The following is a 21865-nucleotide window of genomic DNA, read 5'->3' as shown; positions in this document are numbered from 1 at the left end:
GGGGGGAGCGGGCTTGCCGGCGAATGCTTGGGGCCAGTCCCATTTGTGTGGGTTGTGCCGCCGTCTCCGCGAGCAAGCCCGCTCCCACAGGGGATTTGCGTCAGACGGCCTGGCGCAGTTCAGGTGTTTCTGCGGCTTTGCGGCGTGCATCCGTGGGCCCGAACACCTCCCGCGGTTCCGGGAACAGGCTCAGCAGCGTCAGGTACACCACCGAGGCCAGGCCCAGAGTCACCGGCAGGCTGATGTCGATGCCGCCGGCCAGCTCACCCAGCGGGCCGACGAATTGTCCCGGCAGGTTGACGAAGCACAGGCCGACCGCCGCGCTCGGGATCCATGCGCCCAGACCACGCCAGTTCCAGCCGTGATTGAACCAGTAGCGTCCGCCTTGCTCACCGCGAGTGAACACTTGCAGGTCGTCCGGGCAGTAGAAGCCGCGACGCACCAGCAGGCCGATGATCATGATCACCATCCAAGGGGTGGTGCAGGTGATGATCAGCACGGCGAAGGTCGACACGCTTTGCACCAGGTTCGCCGCGAAGCGCCCGATGAAGATGAAGGCAATCGACAGCACGCCGATCAGCAACGTTGCCTTGACCCGCGACAGCACCCGTGGGAACACGCTGGACATGTCCAGCCCGGTGCCATACAGCGAGGTGGTGCCGGTGGACATGCCGCCTATCACCGCAATCAGGCACACCGGCAGGAAGAACCAGCTCGGCGATACCGCCAGCAGGCCGCCCACATAGTTGTTCGCCGCGATGTAGTCCGGCGCCTTGATCGCGACGATGGTCGCGGTGCTCAGGCCGAACAGGAACGGGATGAACGTGGCGATCTGCGACAGCACCACAGCGGCCATGATCCGCTGCTTGGAGGTGTCACGCGGGATGTAGCGCGACCAGTCGCCGAGGAACGCACCGAAGGAAATCGGGTTGCTCATGGCTACCAGCGCGGCGCCGATGAACGCGGCCCAGAAGCCCGGCTGACCGAGGCTCACCGTACCGGCGTAGTTGACGTCGAAAGGACCGGCGAAGGCGAAGATGCCCAGCAGGAACAACAGGCTGGCGCTCCATACCGCGATCTTGTTCACCCACAGCAGAAAGCGGAAGCCGTAGATGCACACGGTCAGCACCAGAATCGCGAACAAGCCGTAGGCCAGGCCCAGGGTCAAGTCGGTTTCCGGCAGACCGATCAGGCGTTTCGCCCCACCGATCAACGCATCCCCCGAACTCCACACCGAGAGCGAGAAAAACGCGATGGCGGTCAACAGCGACAGGAACGAACCGACGATCCGCCCGTGCACGCCGAAGTGCGCACCTGACGACACGGCGTTGTTGGTGCCATTGATCGGGCCGAACAGGCCCATGGGCGCAAGGATTAGCGAACCCAGCAGCACGCCCAGCACAATCGCCCAGACACCGGCCTGAAACGACAGACCGAACAGCACCGGGAAACTGCCGAGCACGGCGGTGGCAAAGGTATTGGAACCACCGAAGATCATCCGGAACAAGTCCGTCGGGCCTGCGGTGCGTTCGTGATCCGGGATCTGTTCGACCCCGTGGGTTTCAATTTGCGTAAGGCTTTGGTCGTTGTTGTTGTTATTCATGATCTGCTCCGATCATAAAGGCGCGCCTCATCGTGTGTGAGGCGTCACCTGTTTGGCTAAGGGGATGGCAGCCCTTCCGGCATTGCGGACAAATGTTCGTGGCAGGCCAGCCAATGGCCTTGTTGTTCTAGGCTCGACGCTTGTTTCTTGAAAACAATCGTCTCGCGCTCCTGGCTGAAATGTTGCTCCCCTTGCATGCGCAGCTCGGTGGCCACGTCATGGATAAACACCGCCACGTCACCTTGCAGGCTGACGAAGGCGTTGCTCGAAGTGCACGACAGCACTTCAAAGCCATCCTCGGCGCGCCAGCTGTCCCACAAGGCCTGGTAGGCATCGCGCGACAGCAGCGGCTGTTCGAGGGTGTAAAACACGAAACTTGCATCGGCGCTGAACGCGCCGAAATAAGCCTCGCGATCGTTACGAGCGAAGGCGGACACCAGATCGGCAGCCGCTTGCGACACCTGATCACGTTCGTTCATGGCCGAACCCTCAGCGGTGGACCACGCCTGGCAGTACGCAGAGCATTTCGTACAGCAGGTTGGCGGCCAGCAGCGAGGTGTTGCCGGTGGTGTCGTAGGCCGGCGAGACTTCTACCAGATCGCAGCCGATCAGGTCGAGGCCCTGGCAGCCGCGAACGATTTCAATCGCCTGAATGGTCGTCAGACCACCGATTTCCGGGGTGCCGGTGCCTGGCGCCCAGGCCGGATCGATGCCGTCGATGTCGAAGCTCAGGTACACCGGGCCGCCACCGACTTTCTCGCGCACTTCGGCCATCAGCGGGGCCAGTGACTTGTGCCAGCACTCTTCGGCCTGCACCACGCGGAAACCCTGATCGCGGCTCCAGTTGAAATCGTCAGCGGTATAGCCCTGCGCGCGCAGACCAATTTGCACGACGCGGTCGCAGTCCAGCAGACCTTCTTCGACAGCACGACGGAAGGTCGTGCCGTGGGCGATCTTCTCGCCGAACATGTGATCGTTGACGTCAGCGTGGGCGTCGATGTGCACCAGACCGACCTTGCCGTGCTTCTTGTGAATCGCCCGCAGGATCGGCAGGGTGATGGTGTGGTCGCCACCCAGGGTCATCGGGATCACGTTGTGCTCGAGGATGTTGTCGTAGGCTTCTTCGATGATGCGCACGGCGTCGAGCAGGTTGAAGGTGTTGATCGCCACGTCACCGATGTCGGCAACCGACAGCGAGTCGAACGGCGCGGCGCCGGTGGCCATGTTGTACGGGCGGATCATCACCGATTCGGTGCGGATGTCGCGCGGCCCGAAGCGGGTGCCGGGGCGCAACGAAGTACCGATGTCCAGTGGCACGCCAACGAAGGCAGCGTCCAGGCCGGCAGCGGTCGGTACATGGGGGAGTCGGAGCATGGTGGCGATGCCGCCGAAGCGCGGCATTTCGTTGCCGCCCAGTGGTTGGTGAAGAATCTTGTCCACGGGTAGGGCCTCATCGTCTTTGTTTTATTTATGTCGGCGCACCGTTGAGCACAGGTTCGGACGCCGCTGTGGGGCCGATTCTGCGAAATGTAGTGGCGGGGAAGAATCGCTACGGGCAAAAACTTAGTTCAGATTTTTCTAAACTAATGTTGAGGCTGGAGATAGACTCGTCGCTGTTCGCCGGGGTGAACATGACGCCTGTGTGGGAGCGGGCTTGCTCGCGGATGCGGTGGGGTCGGAACATGGATGCCAACTGATACGACGCCTTCGCGAGCAAGCCCGCTCCCACAGGAACTGTGTTTCTTCGGACGCACCGAATGCTTGTTGTGATGGAGTAGACATGGCCAACGCTTTACCCGACCTGAAACTATTGCGCATCTTCGTCAGCGTGGTCCGGCATCAGGGCTTTGCCAATGCGCAGCAGGAACTCAACCTGTCGACCTCGGCGATCAGCACTTACATGAGCCAGCTCGAAGCGGCGCTCGGTCTGGTGCTGTGCCATCGCGGGCGCGGTGGGTTCAGCCTGACCAGCAAGGGCGAGCTGTTCCATCAGGAAACCCTGCGCCTGCTCGCCGAACTCGAAGGTTTCGAGCAATACGCCGCGGCGCTCAAGGGCGAACTGCGCGGCACGCTCAACCTCGGGGTGATCGACTCCACCGTCAGCGACAAGGCCTTGCCGTTCGCCGAGGCCATTGGCGCCTACAGTCAGGAACACCCGGCGGTGCATTTGCATCTGTCGGTGATGAGCCCGTACGAACTGCAACTCGGCGTGCAGGACAATCGACTCGATCTGGCCATCGGTGCGTTTTCCACGCGCATGAGCGGTCTGGTGTACATGCCGCTGTACCGCGAGCAGCACTGGTTGTATTGCAGCAGCCGCCATCCGTTATTCAACGAACGGCGGATTCCTGAGCAGGTCATCACCCAGCAGCGCATGGTCGGCCGTGGTTACTGGAGCCAGGCAGAGCTGGCCCGCCACGGTTTCAAACACAGCGCGGCGACTGTGGAAAGTATGGAGGCGCAGCTGATTCTGGTGCTCTCCGGCGCCTACATCGGTTACTTGCCAGAACACTACGCCCAGGCCTGGGCCGACAAGGGCGATTTGCGCGTGTTGCTGCCGGCGACCTTCGGTTATCAGGCGCCATTCTCGATGATCATGCGCCGTGGCCGCAGCCGCGAGCCGCTGATCCAGACCTTCCGTGATTTGCTCAAAGCACAGCTCAATCAGGCATAAGAACCATGTCCAGACCCCAATGCCCGCGCTGCCTGCGCCCACAAACCCACTGCCTGTGCCCGCTGATCCCGAGCCTCGACAGCCGCACCCGGGTGTTGCTGTTGCAGCATCCGAGCGAGGTCAATCACGCGCTCAACACCGCGCGACTGGCAGCTCTGGGTTTGACCAATGCCGAGTTGATTGTCGGTGAGGTGTTCGAGGATTTACCCGCGCTGCTCAACCGGCCGGGGTATCAGGCGCGGTTGTTGTTTCCCGCTGACGATGCGCAGCCGATGCAGGCTTACCGCGAATCCGATCAACCGTTGTTGCTGGTGGTGCCGGACGGCACCTGGCGCAAGGCGCGCAAAATGCTTCATCTCAATCCGTTGTTGGCGGCGTTGCCGCGGGTGACGCTGGCGCAGGACGGGGTGTCGCGCTACCGGTTGCGCAAGCCACCAGGGCCGGGGGCGTTGTCGACCATTGAGGCGATTGTGCATGCGCTGGAAACTCTGGAAGCGCCGACGACGTTTGCGCCGTTGCTCAAGCCGTTCGAGGCGCTGATCGAGGGGCAGATTGCGGCGATGGGGGAGGAGGTTTTTCAGCGTAATCATGGCGACAGATAGTCGTCGTCTAAGCTGGCCTCTTCGTGAGCAAGCCCGCTCCCACAGGGGAATGCATTCCAAATGTGGGAGCGGGCTTGCTCGCGAAGGCGCCGGATCAATCACCGCAAATCTCAACAATACCTACCGCTCGCGCATCGCCTCGGTCCGGGCTTTGAGCACTGGTTTAAGCAGATAATCCAGCACACTTTTCTCCCCGGTAATAATGTCCACCGTCGCCACCATCCCCGGGATGATCAGCAGCGGTTTCACATCCCCGCCCAAATGGTTTTTATCGGTGCGTACCTGAATCAGGTAGAAGCTGTTGCCCTTGTCATCGGTGATGGTGTCGGCGCCGATCAGTTCCAGTTTTGCGCTCAGCCCGCCGTAGATCGTGTAGTCATAGGCACTGAACTTGACCATGGCTTTCTGGCCCGGATGGAGGAACGCGACGTCTTGCGGACGGACCTTGGCTTCGATCAGCAGGTTGTCCTCCAGCGGCACGATTTCCACCATGTCGCTGCCCGGCTGCACCACGCCGCCGATGGTGTTGACCTTGAGTTGCTTGATCACTCCGTGCACCGGCGAAGTCACGGTGGTACGGCTGACCCGGTCGTCGATGGCGATGCTCGACGCGGTGATTTTCGACAGGTCGGTTCGCTTCTGATTGAGGTCCTTGGCGGCGTCGGAGCGGAAGGTCTGTTCCGATTCGTCGATCTTGCTCTTGATCTCGTTGATTGCCGATTCCGCCCTTGGGATGGCGAGGGTCGTCGCGTTCAGCGAGCCGCGAATTTCCACCGCGCTGCGCTTGAGTCGCAGGATCTCCACCGGTGACACCGCACCGGTGCCGACCAGTGGCGCCGACATGTTCATCTCTTGCTGCAGCAGCGCCAGGCTGGAGCTGTACTGGCCTTGCTTGGAGCGGAATTCCGCCAGCTCCTGAGTCTTCTGCCGCAGCTGTTCGGTGAGGGTGCGTTGTTCGCTGGCCAGACGCCGTTGGCGCTGGTCGTACAGCGCGCGCTCGTCTTCGGCGACCTGTGGCGCCTTGGCGATCACCTCGTCAGACAGTTTGAACGGACGGCCCTCGGCTTCGGCGGAAAGGCGTTCGACTTGCGCGGTCAGGGCGTATCGATCGGCCTCGCTCTCACCCTTGTTCGAGAGGAAGCGTGTGTCATCCAGTCGCAGCAGCTTGTCGCCCTTGTTCACCATTTGTCCTTCACGGACAAAGATCTCGGTGACGATCCCGCCTTCCAGGTTCTGGATGACCTGGACCTTGCTCGAAGGAATCGCCTTGCCTTCGCCCATGGTCACTTCTTCCAGCACGGCGAACTTGGCCCAGACCAGCGCACTGATCAACAGCGCTGCCGCCAGCCACACGGTGATCCGCGACCAGCGCGGCGAATCCTGCAACGAAGCGCCGGCGGTTTCCGGCATGAACTCGGCCTCGGCGCTTTTGCCGAAACTGTCGAAGTAGCCGCGCTCTTTCGAAGATGAAGCTGACATGCGGCGATACCCCTCACTCAAGAGAAACAGGTCAAAACATTCCTTGTGGCGAGGGAGCTTGCTCCCGCTTGGGTGCGCAGCGCCCACAAGATCTTTGGGGCTGCTTCGCAACCCAGCGGGAGCAAGCTCCCTCGCCACAGACAGCAGGTGACCACAGGTTTGTGTTGCATCGACTAAACCGCCGCCGAGCCGACGCGGCCCTTGCGCAGTGCATCGATGACCGCTTCTTTCGGGCCGTCGGCGACAACCCGGCCGTTGTCCAGTACCAGCAACCGGTCCACCAGACTCAGCATCGAGGTGCGGTGGGTGACCAGCAGCAGGGTCTTGCCTTGCACCCAACCGTGGAGCTTCTGGCGCAGCAGGTCTTCGCTGCTGTTGTCCATGGCGCTGGTGGGTTCGTCGAGCAGCATGATCGGCGGGTCGAGCAGCAACGCCCGGGCCAGCAATACGGCCTGGCGTTGACCACCGGAAAGCAGTTGCCCGCGTTCGCCCACTGGCCGGTCGAACCCTTGCGGATGCTGGCGGGCCAGTTCAGTGACGCCGGTCAGCTCGGCAACTTCGAGCATGCGTGAATCGCTGATGTAGCGGGCGCCGAGGGTCAGGTTGTCGCGCAGGCTGCCGGCCAGCAGCGGCAGGTCGTGCGCGACATAACCGATCTGCTGGCGCAGGTCGGCGACATCCAGTTGCCGCAGGTCGAGACCGTCGAGCAGCAACTGGCCTTCCTCAGGTTCATAGAAGCCCATCACCAGTCGCGCCAGGGTGCTCTTGCCCGAGCCGCTACGGCCGATGATGCCGATCCGCTCGCCGGGTTTCATGCTGAAGCTGACGTTGCTCAGCGCCGGCGCGTTCTGGCCGTTGTAGTGAAAGGTCACGCCGCTGACGTCCAGCGCACCTTGCAGCTGCGTGCGTTCCAGGGGCCGCTGCTTGCCGTCGCGCTCCTGCGGCAGGCCCATCAGCGCATCGGTGCTTTTCATGGTCAGTTGCGCTTGCTGGTAGCGGGTGATCAGCCCGGCGATCTGCCCCAGCGGCGCGAGTACGCGGCTGCCGAGCATGTAGCTGGCCACCAGCGCACCGACGCTGAGGTTGCCGGCGATGATGCTGTAGACCCCGGCGACAATCGTCGCCATCCCCGAGAACTGCTGGATGAACAGTGTGCCGTTGGTCGCCAGCGCCGAAAGATTGCGCGCATGGCTGTCGAGGCGGGTGAGGGCGCCGTGGGTGCTTTCCCATTTGTGCTGGCGCTCGCTTTCGGCGCTGCAGGCCTTGAGAGTTTCCAGGCCGCCGAGGGTTTCGATCAGCAGCGCCTGTCGTTCGGCACCGAGGCTCAGGCTTTTCTGCACGGTGTCACGCAGGCGCACTTGGATCGCCAGGGCAAACATGATCGTGATTGGAAACGCCAGCAGCGGAATCACCACCAGCCAGCCGCCAAGCAGGCCGATCACCACCAGCATCAACACCACAAAGGGCAGGTCGATCAGGCTGGTCAGGGTCACGGCGGTGAGGAATTCGCGCAGGCCCTGAAAGTCATGAATGCTCTGGGCGAAACCGCCGATGGTTGCCGGCCGCGCCTTCATCGCCATACCGGTGATGCGCTCAAATAAAGTCGCGGAAAGGATCACATCGGTTTTCTTCCCGGCGGTGTCCAGCAGGTGCGCGCGCACCACCCGCAGCACCAGTTCGAAACCGGTGCCGATCAGCAGGCCGATCGCCAACACCCACAGGGTCGACGTGGCCTGATTCGGCACCACGCGGTCGTAGGTCTGCATGACGAACAGCGGCACCATCAGGCCCAGCAGGTTGATCAGGAAACTGGCGAGGATCGCGTCGCTGTACAGCCATTTCGACAGCTTCAGGGTGTCGCGAAACCAGGCATGGACCCGCGGCACCAGCGGTGAACGCAAGTCTTCAAGTTCGTGGCGTGGACGGGCGAACAACGCCTGGCCGCTGTAGTGTTCGGCGAGTTCTTCGCGCTCGACCCATTGCTCGCCGCCATCGGCTTCGCTGGGCAGGATCAGCGCCTTGCCGTCATCGGCAAAACGCCGCAGGACGGCGGTGCGCCCATCCTTGAGCAGCAACAGGATCGGCAGATTCAGCGCAGAAATATCCTTCAGTTCGCGGCGCAGCAAGCGCGCCTGCAAACCGGCCCGCGCCGCTGCACGGGGCAGCAGATCCAGGCTCAGACGTTGCTTGTTCAGGGGCAGCCCGGCACTCAGGCTGGCACGACTGACCGTCGCGCCGTGGAGTTTGCAGAGGATCAGCAGACCGTCGAGTAACGGGTCATCGAAGCTCAGCCGCGGATCAATCCCGGAGTGTCCGCCTTCGGCCATGCTGGTCATATTGATCGCCCCTGTAATGACTGGTCCAACCTGTGGCGAGGGGATTTATCCCCGATGGCTGCGCAGCAGCCCCATGGAACTCATTGCTGCTCAAATCTTTGGGGTCACTGCGCAACCCAGCGGGAGCAAGCTCCCTCGCCACAAAGGGTCGTGGGACTTACTTCAGCTCAGGCAGGCGTGCTTCGTTTTTGACTTCGGTCGCCGCAATGGCATCCGCCGGCAGCACCACCCGTTGCTTGCTCAGCAACTGGCCCATGTTCGCCAGCACGCGGTACATCGAATATTCCTCGGTGTAGCGAATTTCGGTGTAGCGACGGTTGGCGTTGTAGAGCTCGTTTTCACTGTCGAGCAAGTCGAGCAGGGTGCGTTGGCCGAGGCCGAACTGATCCTGATACGCCGCGCGCACACGCTTGGTGGTCTCGGCGTATTCGCGGGCGGTCGGGGTCTGTTTGTTCGCGTTGACCATGGCGTTCCAGGCCAGGTGAATGTTCTCGTTCAACTGACGCAAGGCGTTGTTGCGGATGTCCATCGCCTGATTGATCTGGTGCGCATCGGAGGCCAGACGAGCCTTGTCGCTGCCGCCACGGAACAGGTTGTAATTCATGATCACGCCGACGCGCCATTCGTTGTCGTGGCCTTCATCACCTTGCACGTTGTTGTTCGCACCCACTGCGGCCTCGGCATCGAAACGTGGGTAGAACGGCGACTTGGCGACTTCATACTGGCTCTCGGCCGACTGCACGTCCGCCTGCGCGGATTTCAGATACGGGTTGTTCTCGACCATGCTCTGCTGGGCTTCCGGCAGGCTGGCAGGAACCTCGCCGCGGGTCGACGGTGGCGCTTCCAGTTCATCGGGCATGCGCCCGACCACAGCGTAGAAGTTCGATTCGGCGTCGGCCAGATCGACTTCGGCGGTGTCGAGGTTGTTCTGCGCCAGCGCCTTACGGGCGACCGACTGATCGGAGTCGGCGGTGCTGCCGATGCCGCGCTGGGTGCGCAGGCCGATCTGATCGTTGACGCGCAAGTGCGCTTGCAGGTTGTTCCGGGCCAGGGTCACCAGTTCACGGCGCTTGAGCACTTCGAGGTAGACCTCGATGGTACGCAACGCCAGATCCTGAGCGGTGCCTTGCGCGTAATAGGCGCGCGAGTTGGAAACGCCCTTGGTGCGCTCGACCTCGTTGGCGGTGTTGAAGCCGTCGAAGATCATCTGCCGCAGGCGCAGTTCCGACTGGGTGTAATTGAGGATTTCGGTGTGGTGATTACCGAAAGCCCGGGTATTGGTGTTGTCGCTGTAGCCGCGCCCGTAGGCGGCATTCAAATCGACGGACGGATAGAAGCCACCCTTGGCCACTTTCACCTGTTCATCGGCGGACAGTTTGGCGTCCACGCGCGAGGCGAGATCCGGGTGAGTGGCGATGGTGCTTTGAATCGCTTCGGTCAGATTCATGGCCTGGGCTTGGGAAGTGCAAGCCATGGCCAGCAAAACCGCGCTGCAGAGGGGGGTTAAAACGCGCATGGGGTGCATCTCCCTGGTCCTGATGGTGCGTTACTGTCGCCAAATATTTGACGATAATTTGAGGTGTAAGCGTTTCACTCTTGTAACAACAGAGCTAAGAACATCCTGAAGCGTAGCTAAGAAAAAATTTTCATAAGGCTTATGCCGAAAAAAACTTATGCGCTTGGCGAAAACCAGCACATTGTTCAGATCGAAAGCCTTTGTTTCATGCGCTTTAGGGAGCACAAAAAGGCTTGAGGAAAGTTCCATTCACTTTGCGACATACGGCGAAGTACTGCTGAAGGGGAGGGACGCGTAGCGGCAGATGAGCGACAGATTTTTGTCACTCGGGTGATTCACCACCGTTACGTAGCGTTAGTGGGTTCGCTGCATTGATCAGGATTCTGAAGTGCTTGAAAGCACTGAAGTTTCCTCGTTTGCGCAACCTGCGAAACGAACTGTCGAGGTGCGAGCGTCGCCCCGACAACCCGATTGAGCCATGGGCTGCTTCGCGAACCAGTGCCGACGGTGGTCGGCAGCGGAGGAATTCACATGGCAACGCTCATCGGGACAGTCACTAAAGTCATTGGTCAGGTTTTTGCGCAGGGCACCGACGGCACGCGCCGCGCCCTGGTCGAGGGCGACCGCTTGTTTGCCGGCGATCAAGTGATCACCGGCGCAGAAGGTGCCGTCGCCATTCATCTGCAAAATGGCCACGAGTTGACCCTGGGCCGCGACAGCAGCATGACCATGTCCGGGCAGCTGCTGGCCAATCAGGCGGTGCACATTGATTCCCCTGAAGCGCTGACGCCGAGCGAAGCGCAACTGACCGATGTCGAGCAGATTCAGAAAGCCATCGCTGCCGGTGAAGACCCGACCAAAGCGGCAGAGGCCACCGCCGCCGGCCCGAATGCACCGGGCGGCGCGCCAGGTGAGTTGGGTGGCGGCCACAGTTTTGTCCTGCTGACGGAAGTCGGTGGGCGCGTGGATCCGGTGATCGGCTTCCCGACCGCTGGTTTCAACGGTATTCCCGAGTTTCCCGAAGAGCGACATAACGCAGTCATCGACAATGGCGACAACACGCCGATCGTGCCGCCACCGGTCAACAACCTGGTGACCCTCAGTGGCCTCGCCGTGCCTGGCGGTGAGCTGACTTTCAATGAAGCCAACCTGTCTGCCGGCTCCTCGGCCAACCCCGGCGCGCTGACCCAGAGCGGTAGCTTCACGGTGTCGGCGCCGGACGGTCTGAGCAGCCTGAACATCGGCGGTATAAACGTGATCAGCGCTGGTGTGGCGGCCGGTTTCCCGCAGTCGATCACCACGCAACTGGGCAACACCCTGACCATCACCGGGTATAACGCCAGCACCGGCGTGGTCAGCTACAGCTACACCCTCAACGGCAACGATGCCCATCCGGCCGGTGACGGCGCCAACAGCCTCAGTGAACATTTCACGGTGACCGCAAGCGACAGCAATGGCGACAGCGCCACCGGCTCGCTCGACGTCAACATCATTGATGACGTGCCCAAAGCGGCGAATGACAGCAACGCCAACACCGCCTCGGAAACCCAGTTGACCTTGACCGGCAACGTCCTGACCAACGACGTGCAAGGCGCTGACCGCGTGCCCACCGGCCCGGTCACTGCCGGTACCTTTACCGGCACTTTCGGCACCCTCGTATTGAATGCCAATGGCACGTACACCTACACGCTGAATACCAGCGACGCAGACTTCAAAGCGCTGCACGGTGGCGGCAATGGCACCGAGACTTTCACCTACACCCTCACCGATTCGGACGGCGATACCAGCACTGCGAATCTGGTTCTGCAGATTCACAACAACGACGATCCGGTGCTGATCAACGGCTTGAGCGTCGAGGGTGGCGAGCTGACGGTTTATGAAAAAAACCTCGGCACCGGCAGCGAGCCGGATTCCGCTGCGCTGACCCAGAGCGGCACGTTTACTATCACTGCGCTGGACGGCGTCACCACGCTGACGGTGGGCGGCATTGCCGTGGTCACCAACGGCGTTGCTGCAGACTTCCCGCAATCGGTTACCACGCCGTTGGGCAGCACGCTGACTATCACCGGTTTCAATGCGACCACCGGGGTGGTGAGTTACAGCTACACCCTCGATCACAACGATGCGCATCCGACCGGCAACGGTGCCAATACCTTGCCTGAGCAATTTGCTGTCACCGTGGTGGACGACAACGGCACGACTGCCAATGCGACCCTTGACGTTAATGTGGTCGACGACCTGCCTAAAGCGGTGAACGACAGCAACGCCAACACCGCGTCGGAAACCAATCTGACTCTGACCGGCAACGTGCTGACCAACGACGTGCAAGGCGCCGACCGCGTACCCACCGGCCCAGTGACTGCCGGTACTTTCACCGGCACCTACGGCACTCTGGAACTGCACACCGACGGCACCTACACCTACACGCTCAACCCGGCCGACGCAGGCTTCAAAAACCTGCACGGCGGCGGCAATGGCACCGAGAATTTCACTTACACCATCACCGATTCTGACGGCGATACCAGCACCGCCAACCTCGTCCTGCAAATCCACAACAACGACGACCCAGTGGTCATCAGCGGCCTGGACGTAAACGGCGGCGAGCTGACCGTTTACGAAAAAAACCTCAGCACCGGCAGCGCGCCGGATGCCAACGCGCTGACCCAGAGTGGCACGTTCACCATCACTGCACTGGACGGCGTCACCACGCTGACCGTCGGTGGTATCGCCGTGGTCACCAACGGCGTGGCCGCAGGCTTCCCGCAATCGGTGACTACACCGCTGGGCAGCACGCTGACCATCACCGGTTTCAACGCCACTACGGGTGTTGTGAGTTACAGCTACACGTTGATCGACAACGAGGCACACCCAACCGCCAACGGCGCAAACAACCTGCCCGAGCAGTTCGCCGTAACGGTAGTGGATGACAATGGCACCACCGCCAACGCGACCCTCGATGTGAATATCATCGATGACCTGCCCAAAGCCGCGAACGACAGCAACGCCAATACCGCGTCAGAAACCAATCTGACCCTCACCGGCAATGTCCTGACCAACGACATACAAGGCGCCGACCGCGTACCGACCGGCCCAGTGACTGCCGGGACTTTCACCGGCACCTACGGCACCCTGGAACTGCACACCGACGGCACCTACACCTACACGCTGAATACCAGCGACGCCGACTTCAAAAACCTGCACGGTGGCGGCAATGGCACCGAAACCTTCACCTACACCATCACCGATTCCGACGGCGATACCAGCACCGCCAACCTCGTCCTGCAGATCCACAACAACGACGATCCGGTGATCATCAACGGGCTCGACGTCAATGGCGGTGAACTCACCGTCTACGAGAAAAATCTCACTGACGGCAGCGCACCGGATTCCACTGCGTTGACCCAAAGCGGCACGTTCACCATCACTGCGCTGGACGGTGTCACCACGCTGACCGTCGGTGGCATCGCCGTGGTCACCAACGGTGTAGCCGCAGGCTTCCCGCAATCGGTCACCACACCGCTGGGCAGCACGTTGACCATCACCGGATTCAACGCGACTACGGGTGTCGTCAGCTACAGCTACACCCTGGTCGACAACGAAGCACACCCAACCGCCAACGGCGCCAACAATCTGCCTGAACAGTTCGCCGTCACCGTGGTGGACGACAACGGCACCACCGCTAACGCAACCCTCGATGTGAACATCATCGACGACCTGCCAAAAGCGCTGAACGATTCCAACGCCAACACCGCGTCGGAAAGCCAGTTGACCCTGACCGGCAACGTCCTCACCAACGACGTGCAAGGCGCCGACCGCGTACCCACCGGCCCGGTCACCGCCGGTACGTTCACTGGCACCTATGGCACGCTGGAACTGCACACCGACGGCACCTACACCTACACGCTGAACACCAACGACGCCGACTTCAAAAACCTGCACAGCGGCGGCAACGGCACCGAAAATTTCACCTACACCCTCACTGATTCCGACGGCGATACCAGCACTGCCAACCTCGTCCTGCAGATCCACAACAACGACGATCCGGTGACCCTCAACGGTCTCGACGTGAATGGCGGCGAACTCACCGTCTACGAAAAAAACCTCAGCGACGGCACCAGTCCCGATACGCCGGCGCTGACCCAGAGCGGTACCTTCACCGTGACCGCGCTCGACGGTCTGCAAACACTGACCGTAGGCGGCATCAACGTCGTCACCGGTGGTGTGGCCGCAGGCTTCCCGCAATCGGTCGTCACGCCGCTGGGCAGCACGCTGACCATCACCGGCTACAACCCGGCGACCGGCGTGGTCAGCTACAGCTACACCCTGGTCGATAACGAAACCCATCCGAACGGCAATGGCGCCAACAGCATCACCGAGAACTTCAACGTGGTGGCGACTGACACTGACGGCAGCACCGCCAGCGGCCAGATCAACGTCAACATCATCGATGACCTGCCGAGCGCGCATGCCGATGCCGCGTCGGTGGCGGAGGGCGGCACCGTCAGCGGCAACGTGCTCGACAATGACATCGGCGGCGCCGACGGCCCGGCGGTGACCGGCGCGGTGGTCGGTGTGCGCGCCGGCTCCGACACCTCGACCTCGGCCATCGGCGGCCTCAACAGCAACATCAATGGCACCTACGGTTACCTGACCCTCGATGCCAACGGCAACGCGGTCTATCACAGCAACCCCAATACCGTGAGCGGCCCCGGTGCGGTGGATGTGTTCACCTACACCGTGCGCGATTCCGATGGCGATGAAAGCACCACCACCATCACCATCGATGTCGCCAACAGCAAGCTGTATGCGACCAGCGATACCGACGTCACCGTCTACGAAAAAGCCCTCGACCTGACCAAGGACGGCGCCGATCTGGCCCCGGGTACGGTCATCGGCAGCGATCCGACCAACACTGGCGAAACCGCCTCCGGCACACTGGTCGGTTCGGTCACCGGTGCGGTCGGCGCCATCAGCTATGCGCTGGTCGGCAGTGCCACCGGAAATTACGGGCAGATCGTGCTCAATCCCAACGGCACTTACACCTACACCCTGACCTCGCCGGCAACCACCACACCGCATGCCGACGACGGGGCCAATACCCTGACTGAAACCTTCACCTATCAGGCCACCGATTCGCTGGGCAATGTGGTCACCAGCACCATCGTCGTCAGCATCGTCGATGACGTGCCCAAAGCCCTCAACGACAGCAACGCCACCAGTGCCTCGGAAACCCAGCTGACCCTGACCGGCAACGTGCTGAGCAACGACGTGCAGGGCGCGGACGTGGTCGCCACCGGACCGAATGCCGGGCCGATCACCGCCGGTACGTTCACCGGGACTTACGGCACGCTGGTGCTCAATGCCAACGGCACTTACACCTACACGCTCAACCCGGCTGACGCCGACTTCAAAGCGCTGCACGGCGGTGGAAACGGCACCGAGACATTCACCTACACCCTCACCGATGCTGACGGCGATACCAGCACCGCGAACCTGGTGCTGAACATCCACAACAACGACGATCCGGTGGTGCTCAACGGCCTCGACGTCAATGGCGGCGAACTCACCGTCTACGAGAAGAACCTCAGTGACGGCACCAGCCCTGACACCCCGGCACTGACCCAGAGCGGTACCTTCACCGTCACGGCCCTGGATGGACTGCAAACCCTCACCGTCGGTGGCATTGCCGTCGTGACCAACGGGGTCGCCGCAGGCTTCCCGCAATCGGTGGTGTCGCCGCTGGGCAGCACGTTCACTATCACCGGTTACAACCCGGCGACCGGCGTGGTCAGCTACAGCTACACCCTGGTGGACAACGAAAACCACCCGACCGGTAATGGCGCCAACAGCCTCACCGAAAACTTCAACGTGGTCGCGACGGACACCGATGGCAGCACCGCCAGCGGCCAGATCAACGTCAACATCATCGATGACCTGCCGACCGCCAAGGCCGACACCGGCTCGGTGGCGGAGGGCGGCACGGTCAATATCAGCGTGCTCGGCAACGACGTCACCGGTGCCGATGGCGCAGCGGCAGGCGGGGCCGTGGTCGGCGTGCGCGCCGGCAGCAACACCGCGACCTCGGCCATCGGCGGCCTCAACAGCAACATCAACGGCGCCTACGGCTACCTGACTCTGGACGCGGCGGGCAACGCCATTTACCACAGCAACCCGAACTCGGTGAGCCCACCGGGCGCCACCGATACATTCACCTATACCATCCGCGACGGTGACGGCGACGAAAGCACCACCACCATCACCATCAATGTCGCCGACAGCAAACTGATTGCTTCGGTCGATCAGGACGTGACGGTCTACGAAAAAGCCCTCGACCTGACCAAGGACGGCCAGGACCTGGCCCCCGGCACGGTCACCGGCAGCGACCCGACCAACACCGGCGAAACCGCCACCGGCACCCTGGTCGGTGCGGTCACCGGCGGCAGCGGGGCGCTCACCTACACCCTGGTCGGCAGCGCCACCGGCACTTACGGGCAGATCCAGCTCAACGCCGACGGCACCTACACTTACACCCTGACCTCGGCGCCGAAAACCACACCGAACGCCAACGACGGCGCCAACACCCTGAGCGAGAGTTTTACCTACAAAGCCACCGATGCGCTGGGCAACAGCACCACCAGCACGATTGTGGTCAACATCGTCGACGACGTGCCAAAAGCCGTGGCATCTGATCGTTCGGTGGCGGCGGTGGAAATCGATTCCAACCTGCTGATCGTCCTCGACATCTCCGGCAGTATGGCCGACGCCTCCGGTGTGCCGGGCCTATCACGTCTGGCGCTGGCCAAGCAGGCCATCAGTGCCTTGCTCGACAAGTACGATGATCTCGGCGATGTGAAGGTGCAGCTCGTCACCTTCAGCAGTAATGCCACTGACCGGACTTCGGTGTGGGTCGATGTGGCGACGGCCAAGTCCATACTCGCTGGCCTCACCGCCGGTGGCGGTACCAACTACGACGCTGCCGTGGCGGTGATGCAGACCGCGTTCAACACCTCGGGCAAACTCACCGGGGCGCAGAACGTCGGCTACTTCTTCTCCGACGGCAAACCCAACGAAGGCGACATCAACGCTGCCGACGAAGCCGCGCTGAAAAACTTCCTCGATGCCAACAACATCAAGAACTACGCCATCGGTCTGGGCAGCGGCGTGAGCAACGCCAACCTCGATCCGCTGGCCTATGACGGCATCAGCCACACCAACACCAACGCGGTGGTGGTCACCGATCTCAATCAGCTCAACTCGGTGCTCTCGGGCACCGTCGAAGGCGCGCCGGTCACCGGTTCGCTGCTGGGCGAGGGCGGTACCTTCGGCGCCGATGGCGGTTTCATCAAATCCATCGTGGTCGACGGCACCACCTACACCTATGACCCGCGCGCCAACAGCGGCCAGGGTTCGCTGACCGCATCCGGCGGCACCAACCACGGCACGTTCAACACCGTGAACAACACGATCAGCATTGCCACCAACAACAGCGGCACGCTGGTGATCAACCTGGACACCGGCGACTACAGCTACACCTCGCAGAAAACCACAACCACGGTGATCACCGAGAACATCGGTTTCACCCTCAGCGACAACGACGGCGACCTCGCCAGCTCGACGCTGACCGTGAAAGTGATCCCCAACTCGCCACCGGTGGCGACGGACGACCACGTCATCACCAACGTGCTGTCGAGCAACATCACCGTGCCGGGCGAATTGTTGCTGGCCAACGACACCGACCCGGACGGCGACACGCTCAACGCCTCGCCGACCAGCTTCAACACCGGTTGGGTGGCCAAGGGCGCGGACTTCACCGGTACCGGTGCGATCAACTTCGCCGGCACCGGCAACACCGCGGCCAACCAGGCCCTGGCCGACGTGCGCAACGCGTTCGCCGCCAACACCGCCGCGATGACCGCAGTGCTGGTGGTCAGCGGTTACCTCGGTGCGGTGACCAATGCCAATGCCAACGATGAGGACCTGATCACCGTCAAACTGAAACAGGGCGAGACGCTGAACCTGGATCACAACCTCGCGGCCGGCCACGTCACGATGGAGTACTCGGTCAACGGCGGCGCGTTCGTCAGCATCGCCGATGGCGGCACCATCACCGCCAGCGCCGATGGCACCTACCAGATTCACGTGACCAACATCAGCAACACCAGTGGCAGCAATCCGACGGCAGCGGAAAACTATCAATTGACCATGACGGTCAACTACGCCGGCGCCCATGACGTGACGCCGGACTTCAACGGCACCTACACCGCCAATGACAACCATGGCGGCAGCGACACGGCCAACGTCAGCATCACCTATCAGGATGGCCACATCCTCACCGGCACTGCCGGGGATGACATTCTGGTGGCGGGCACCGGCACCAACATCCTCAATGGCGGCGACGGCAACGATGTACTGACTGCCGGTTCCGGCAACAACGAGATGCACGGCGGTGCGGGCAACGACTTGCTCTACAGCGGCCCGGGCAATGACATTCTCGACGGCGGCACCGGCATCGACACGGTCAGCTATGCCCATGCTACCGCCGGGGTCACGGTCAACCTCGGTCTGCTCGGTGCGCAAAACACCCTCGGCGCCGGCACCGACACGATCAGCAACATCGAAAATCTGGTCGGCTCGAACTTCAACGACACCCTGACCGGCGACAACAATAACAACGTGATCAACGGCGGCCTGGGCAACGACATCCTCAACGGTGGTGGCGGTGATGACCTGCTGATCGGCGGCATGGGCAACAACACCCTGACTGGCGGGGCAGGCGCGGACACCTTCCAGTACCTCAAGGGCAACAGTGGCCACGACACCATCACCGATTTCACCCCCGGCACCGACAAGCTCGACCTGTCGCAACTGCTGCAAGGTGAAAACGGCACCACCGCGTCGCTCGACGATTACCTGCACTTCACCGTCACCGGCAGCGGCGCCTCGGTGCTCACCAGCATCGACGTCAGCTCCCTGGCCGGCGCCACCCCGAACCAGACCATCGACCTCGCCGGCGTCAACCTCGCCAGCCACTACGGCGTGACCCCGGGGGCGGGCGGCGTAGTGGCCGGCGGGCACGACACGGCGACGATCATCAGCGGCATGCTCAATGATCATTCGCTGAAAGTGGACACGGTGTGATCAAGGCCTGAAACGACAAAACCCGCCGTTCCGGTTGATCGGGGCGGCGGGTTTTTTCTGTCTGGAGAGATGGGTTGCCAGTGCGTCAGCCTTCGCGAGCAAGCTCGCTCCCACATTGGATTTAGGGTGCTCACCATTGTGTGAACAACAAGGCTCCCCTGTGGGAGCGGGCTTGCTCGCGAAAGCGGCCTCCCAGCCGACCAATCCCCAACTGAATACACTCGGTCAAATGGTGGGAGCTGGCTTGCCAGCGATGGCGGCCTACCCGCCGACCAACCTCCCACCTGAATGCACGCATTCCAACTGTGGGAGCGAGCTTGCTCGCGAAAGCGGCCTCACAGTCGACCAATCCCCAACTGAATACACTCGGTCAAATGGTGGGAGCTGGCTTGCCAGCGATGGCGGCCTCCCAGCCGACCAACCTCCCACCTGAATGCACGCATTCCAACTGTGGGAGCGAGCCTGCTCGCGAAAGCGGCCTCACAATCGACCAATCCCCAACTGAATACACTCGGTCAAATGGTGGGAGCTGGCTTGCCAGCGATGGCGGCCAACCAGCCGACCAACCTCCCATCTGAATGCACGCAATCCAACTGTGGGAGCGAGCCTGCTCGCGAAAGCGGCCTCACAATCGACCAATCCCCAACTGAATACACTCGGTCAAATGGTGGGAGCTGGCTTGCCAGCGATGGCGGCCAACCAGCCGACCAACCTCCCATCTGAATGCACGCAATCCAACTGTGGGAGCGAGCCTGCTCGCGAAAGCGGCCTCACAATCGACCAATCCCCAACTGAATACACTCGGTCAAATGGTGGGAGCTGGCTTGCCAGCGATGGCGGCCTACCAGCCGACCAACCTCCCAACTGAATGCACTCATTCCAACTGTGGGAGCGGGCTTGCTCGCGAAAGCGGCCTCCCAGCCGACCAATCCCCAACTGAATACACTCGGTCAAATGGTGGGAGCTGGCTTGCCAGCGATGGCGGCCTCCCAGCCGACCAACCTCCCGCCTGAATGCACGCATTCCAACTGTGGGAGCGAGCCTGCTCGCGAAAGCGGCTTGCCAGACAAAATCAAAACAACAGAGCAAACCCCGCACATAAACATAACCCCGCAACCACGTTTAAAGTACACGAACCGTTACGCCATGCCGGCTACAACGCCTTGCGCCGTTACCTACGCGTACGCCAGAATCCGCCGGCTTACACGGCTATGGGGCGGGCTATATCGTTTCCCTGTCACTGAAAATCAGTGATCGGGTTTGGTAGCCCGTTTCATTACAGTCGTGCGCCACATTACAGGTCCGTTTTTGGGGCTCTGCTTTTATGGTGGCCATGCGTGGGGCTCCTTCGGGAGCGCCGGGTTTACTGTTTTGACCGGTCTACCAACCCACAAATGGCCGCCACCCTTCGTTTGGTAGCGAGAGTGATGGCTCCTCACTTATTCAAAACAGCGAGTCACCTATGTTCAAAGCCACACCCAACCCCCCGGACACCTCGATCCCGTACGACCCAGCCCTCGACCCGCAGAAGATAAAAGCGGCAACCGACCGCGCCATCAATTTCTACCTCAACCCCGGCGCCCTGAAGATCTCGATCCCTTCAACACCCTCAAGCAAATCCAACAGAATCTTCCTCATCGACCCCGAGGTGGATGAAGAAACCTTGCTCGTCGAAGCCTGCGAGTCATTAGCCGCCGCCAGTGACATGGCCCGCGACATCGGCGACACCGTCGACCACCCACAGCGCCGGGCCATGCTGATGCTGCATCAGGTGATCATGCTCAGTGAACTGATGGTCAACCGGGTACTGGACGGCCGCCGCGTGCCGAACTAGTAGCCCGGTCCTCCTGTAGGAGCTGCCGCAGGCTGCGATCTTTTGATGTTGCTTTTAAAAAACAAGATCAAAAGATCGCAGCCTTCGGCAGCTCCTACAGGGAGTCATTCTTTCAAAGTACTTTGATCAGAGTTCCTGCTGATGTCCGAAACCAAGCCCAATCCGCCAATCACAGACCCGCTATCACCCTACGAATCCCTCAACTCCAGAAAACTCCACGAAGCCGCCGAACGCGCTCTCGACCACTACCTCACACCCGCGCGCATCATGGCAACGCCGTACACCCCCAGCAGCATGTTCATGGTCAACCCGCAAACCGACACCGAATCCCTGCTGGCCAACGCCTGCGAATCCCTGGCCTCGGCCACGGTCATGCTCGGCGATTTCGCCGGCACGCTGGAGGGGCCGAGTCGTAATACGGTGTTGGGCATTGCGCAGGTGGTGATGCTGGGGGAGTTGGCGGTGAATCAGGCGCTGGATAATGTTGTGCCCAAGGAATAGGCGCTGACAGTTCTGGCCTCTTCGCGAGCAAGCCCGCTCCCACAGTGGATCTGCGTTGGTCACAGGTTTTGTGCCCGACAAAGATCTCTTGCAGGCGTGAGCCTGCTCGCGATTGGCATTAAATAAATCTGTCCCCTTATTACTTCTCAGCAACTAGGGTTTAAGGCGAGCAAACCCTTTCG

11 protein-coding genes are annotated in these 21865 nt (G+C 61.6%); 5 read left to right on the top strand and 6 right to left on the bottom strand.

The window, feature by feature from the left end; translation table 11 throughout:
* Positions 1-100: 100 nt before the first annotated feature.
* The 3 genes from LVD08_RS06490 to speB are packed head-to-tail and all read right to left on the bottom strand — an operon-like array spanning position 101 to position 3043.
* The gene (locus LVD08_RS06490; protein ID WP_247267752.1) at positions 101-1603 is read right to left on the bottom strand and encodes a purine-cytosine permease family protein; all 1503 of its coding nucleotides are present in this window, start codon (positions 1601-1603) and stop codon (positions 101-103) included.
* A 56-nt stretch (positions 1604-1659) separates the two neighbouring features.
* The gene (locus LVD08_RS06485; protein ID WP_247267751.1) at positions 1660-2082 is read right to left on the bottom strand and encodes a YybH family protein; all 423 of its coding nucleotides are present in this window, start codon (positions 2080-2082) and stop codon (positions 1660-1662) included.
* Positions 2083-2092: 10 nt separating this feature from the next.
* Positions 2093-3043: an agmatinase gene (gene speB, locus LVD08_RS06480; RefSeq protein WP_003222717.1), complete on the bottom strand. Its 951-nt coding sequence runs from the start codon at positions 3041-3043 to the stop codon at positions 2093-2095.
* A 340-nt stretch (positions 3044-3383) separates the two neighbouring features.
* On the opposite strand from speB, the gene LVD08_RS06475 reads away from it, so the two are divergent.
* Both LVD08_RS06475 and LVD08_RS06470 read left to right on the top strand, forming a co-directional pair.
* Positions 3384-4277: a LysR family transcriptional regulator gene (locus LVD08_RS06475; protein ID WP_007956593.1), complete on the top strand. Its 894-nt coding sequence runs from the start codon at positions 3384-3386 to the stop codon at positions 4275-4277.
* Between the two features lie 5 nt (positions 4278-4282).
* Positions 4283-4879: a tRNA-uridine aminocarboxypropyltransferase gene (locus LVD08_RS06470; RefSeq protein WP_247267750.1), complete on the top strand. Its 597-nt coding sequence runs from the start codon at positions 4283-4285 to the stop codon at positions 4877-4879.
* 120 nt (positions 4880-4999) lie between these two features.
* Here LVD08_RS06470 and LVD08_RS06465 read toward each other — a convergent pair whose 3' ends face one another.
* From LVD08_RS06465 to LVD08_RS06455, 3 genes are all read right to left on the bottom strand, one after another.
* Complete coding sequence (locus LVD08_RS06465) at positions 5000-6358, bottom strand: HlyD family type I secretion periplasmic adaptor subunit (protein ID WP_139056004.1); 1359 nt, start codon at positions 6356-6358, stop codon at positions 5000-5002.
* A 173-nt stretch (positions 6359-6531) separates the two neighbouring features.
* Entirely contained in the window at positions 6532-8694 is a 2163-nt protein-coding gene (locus LVD08_RS06460; protein WP_247267749.1) for a type I secretion system permease/ATPase, read from the bottom strand.
* Positions 8695-8851: 157 nt separating this feature from the next.
* On the bottom strand, positions 8852-10210 hold the full coding sequence (locus LVD08_RS06455; RefSeq protein WP_027614579.1) for a TolC family outer membrane protein: 1359 nt from the start codon (positions 10208-10210) through the stop codon (positions 8852-8854).
* A gap of 531 nt (positions 10211-10741) precedes the next feature.
* Between LVD08_RS06455 and LVD08_RS06450 the strand changes: the two genes are divergently transcribed.
* From LVD08_RS06450 to LVD08_RS06440, 3 genes are all read left to right on the top strand, one after another.
* Positions 10742-19348, top strand: coding sequence for a retention module-containing protein (locus LVD08_RS06450; RefSeq protein ID WP_247267748.1), 8607 nt, complete (start codon positions 10742-10744; stop codon positions 19346-19348).
* A 1462-nt stretch (positions 19349-20810) separates the two neighbouring features.
* Positions 20811-21182, top strand: coding sequence for a DUF6124 family protein (locus tag LVD08_RS06445; protein WP_247267747.1), 372 nt, complete (start codon positions 20811-20813; stop codon positions 21180-21182).
* Positions 21183-21323: 141 nt separating this feature from the next.
* A complete protein-coding gene (locus LVD08_RS06440; RefSeq protein WP_247267746.1) occupies positions 21324-21683 on the top strand; it encodes a DUF6124 family protein in 360 nt (119 codons plus the stop codon).
* Positions 21684-21865: the final 182 nt, after the last annotated feature.

The organism is Pseudomonas sp. YL2 (assembly GCF_023063025.1).
Lineage (GTDB): Bacteria > Pseudomonadota > Gammaproteobacteria > Pseudomonadales > Pseudomonadaceae > Aquipseudomonas > Aquipseudomonas putida_A.
Note: the sequence above shows the minus strand (reverse complement) of the source record. Positions and strands in the feature narration are given on the sequence as shown.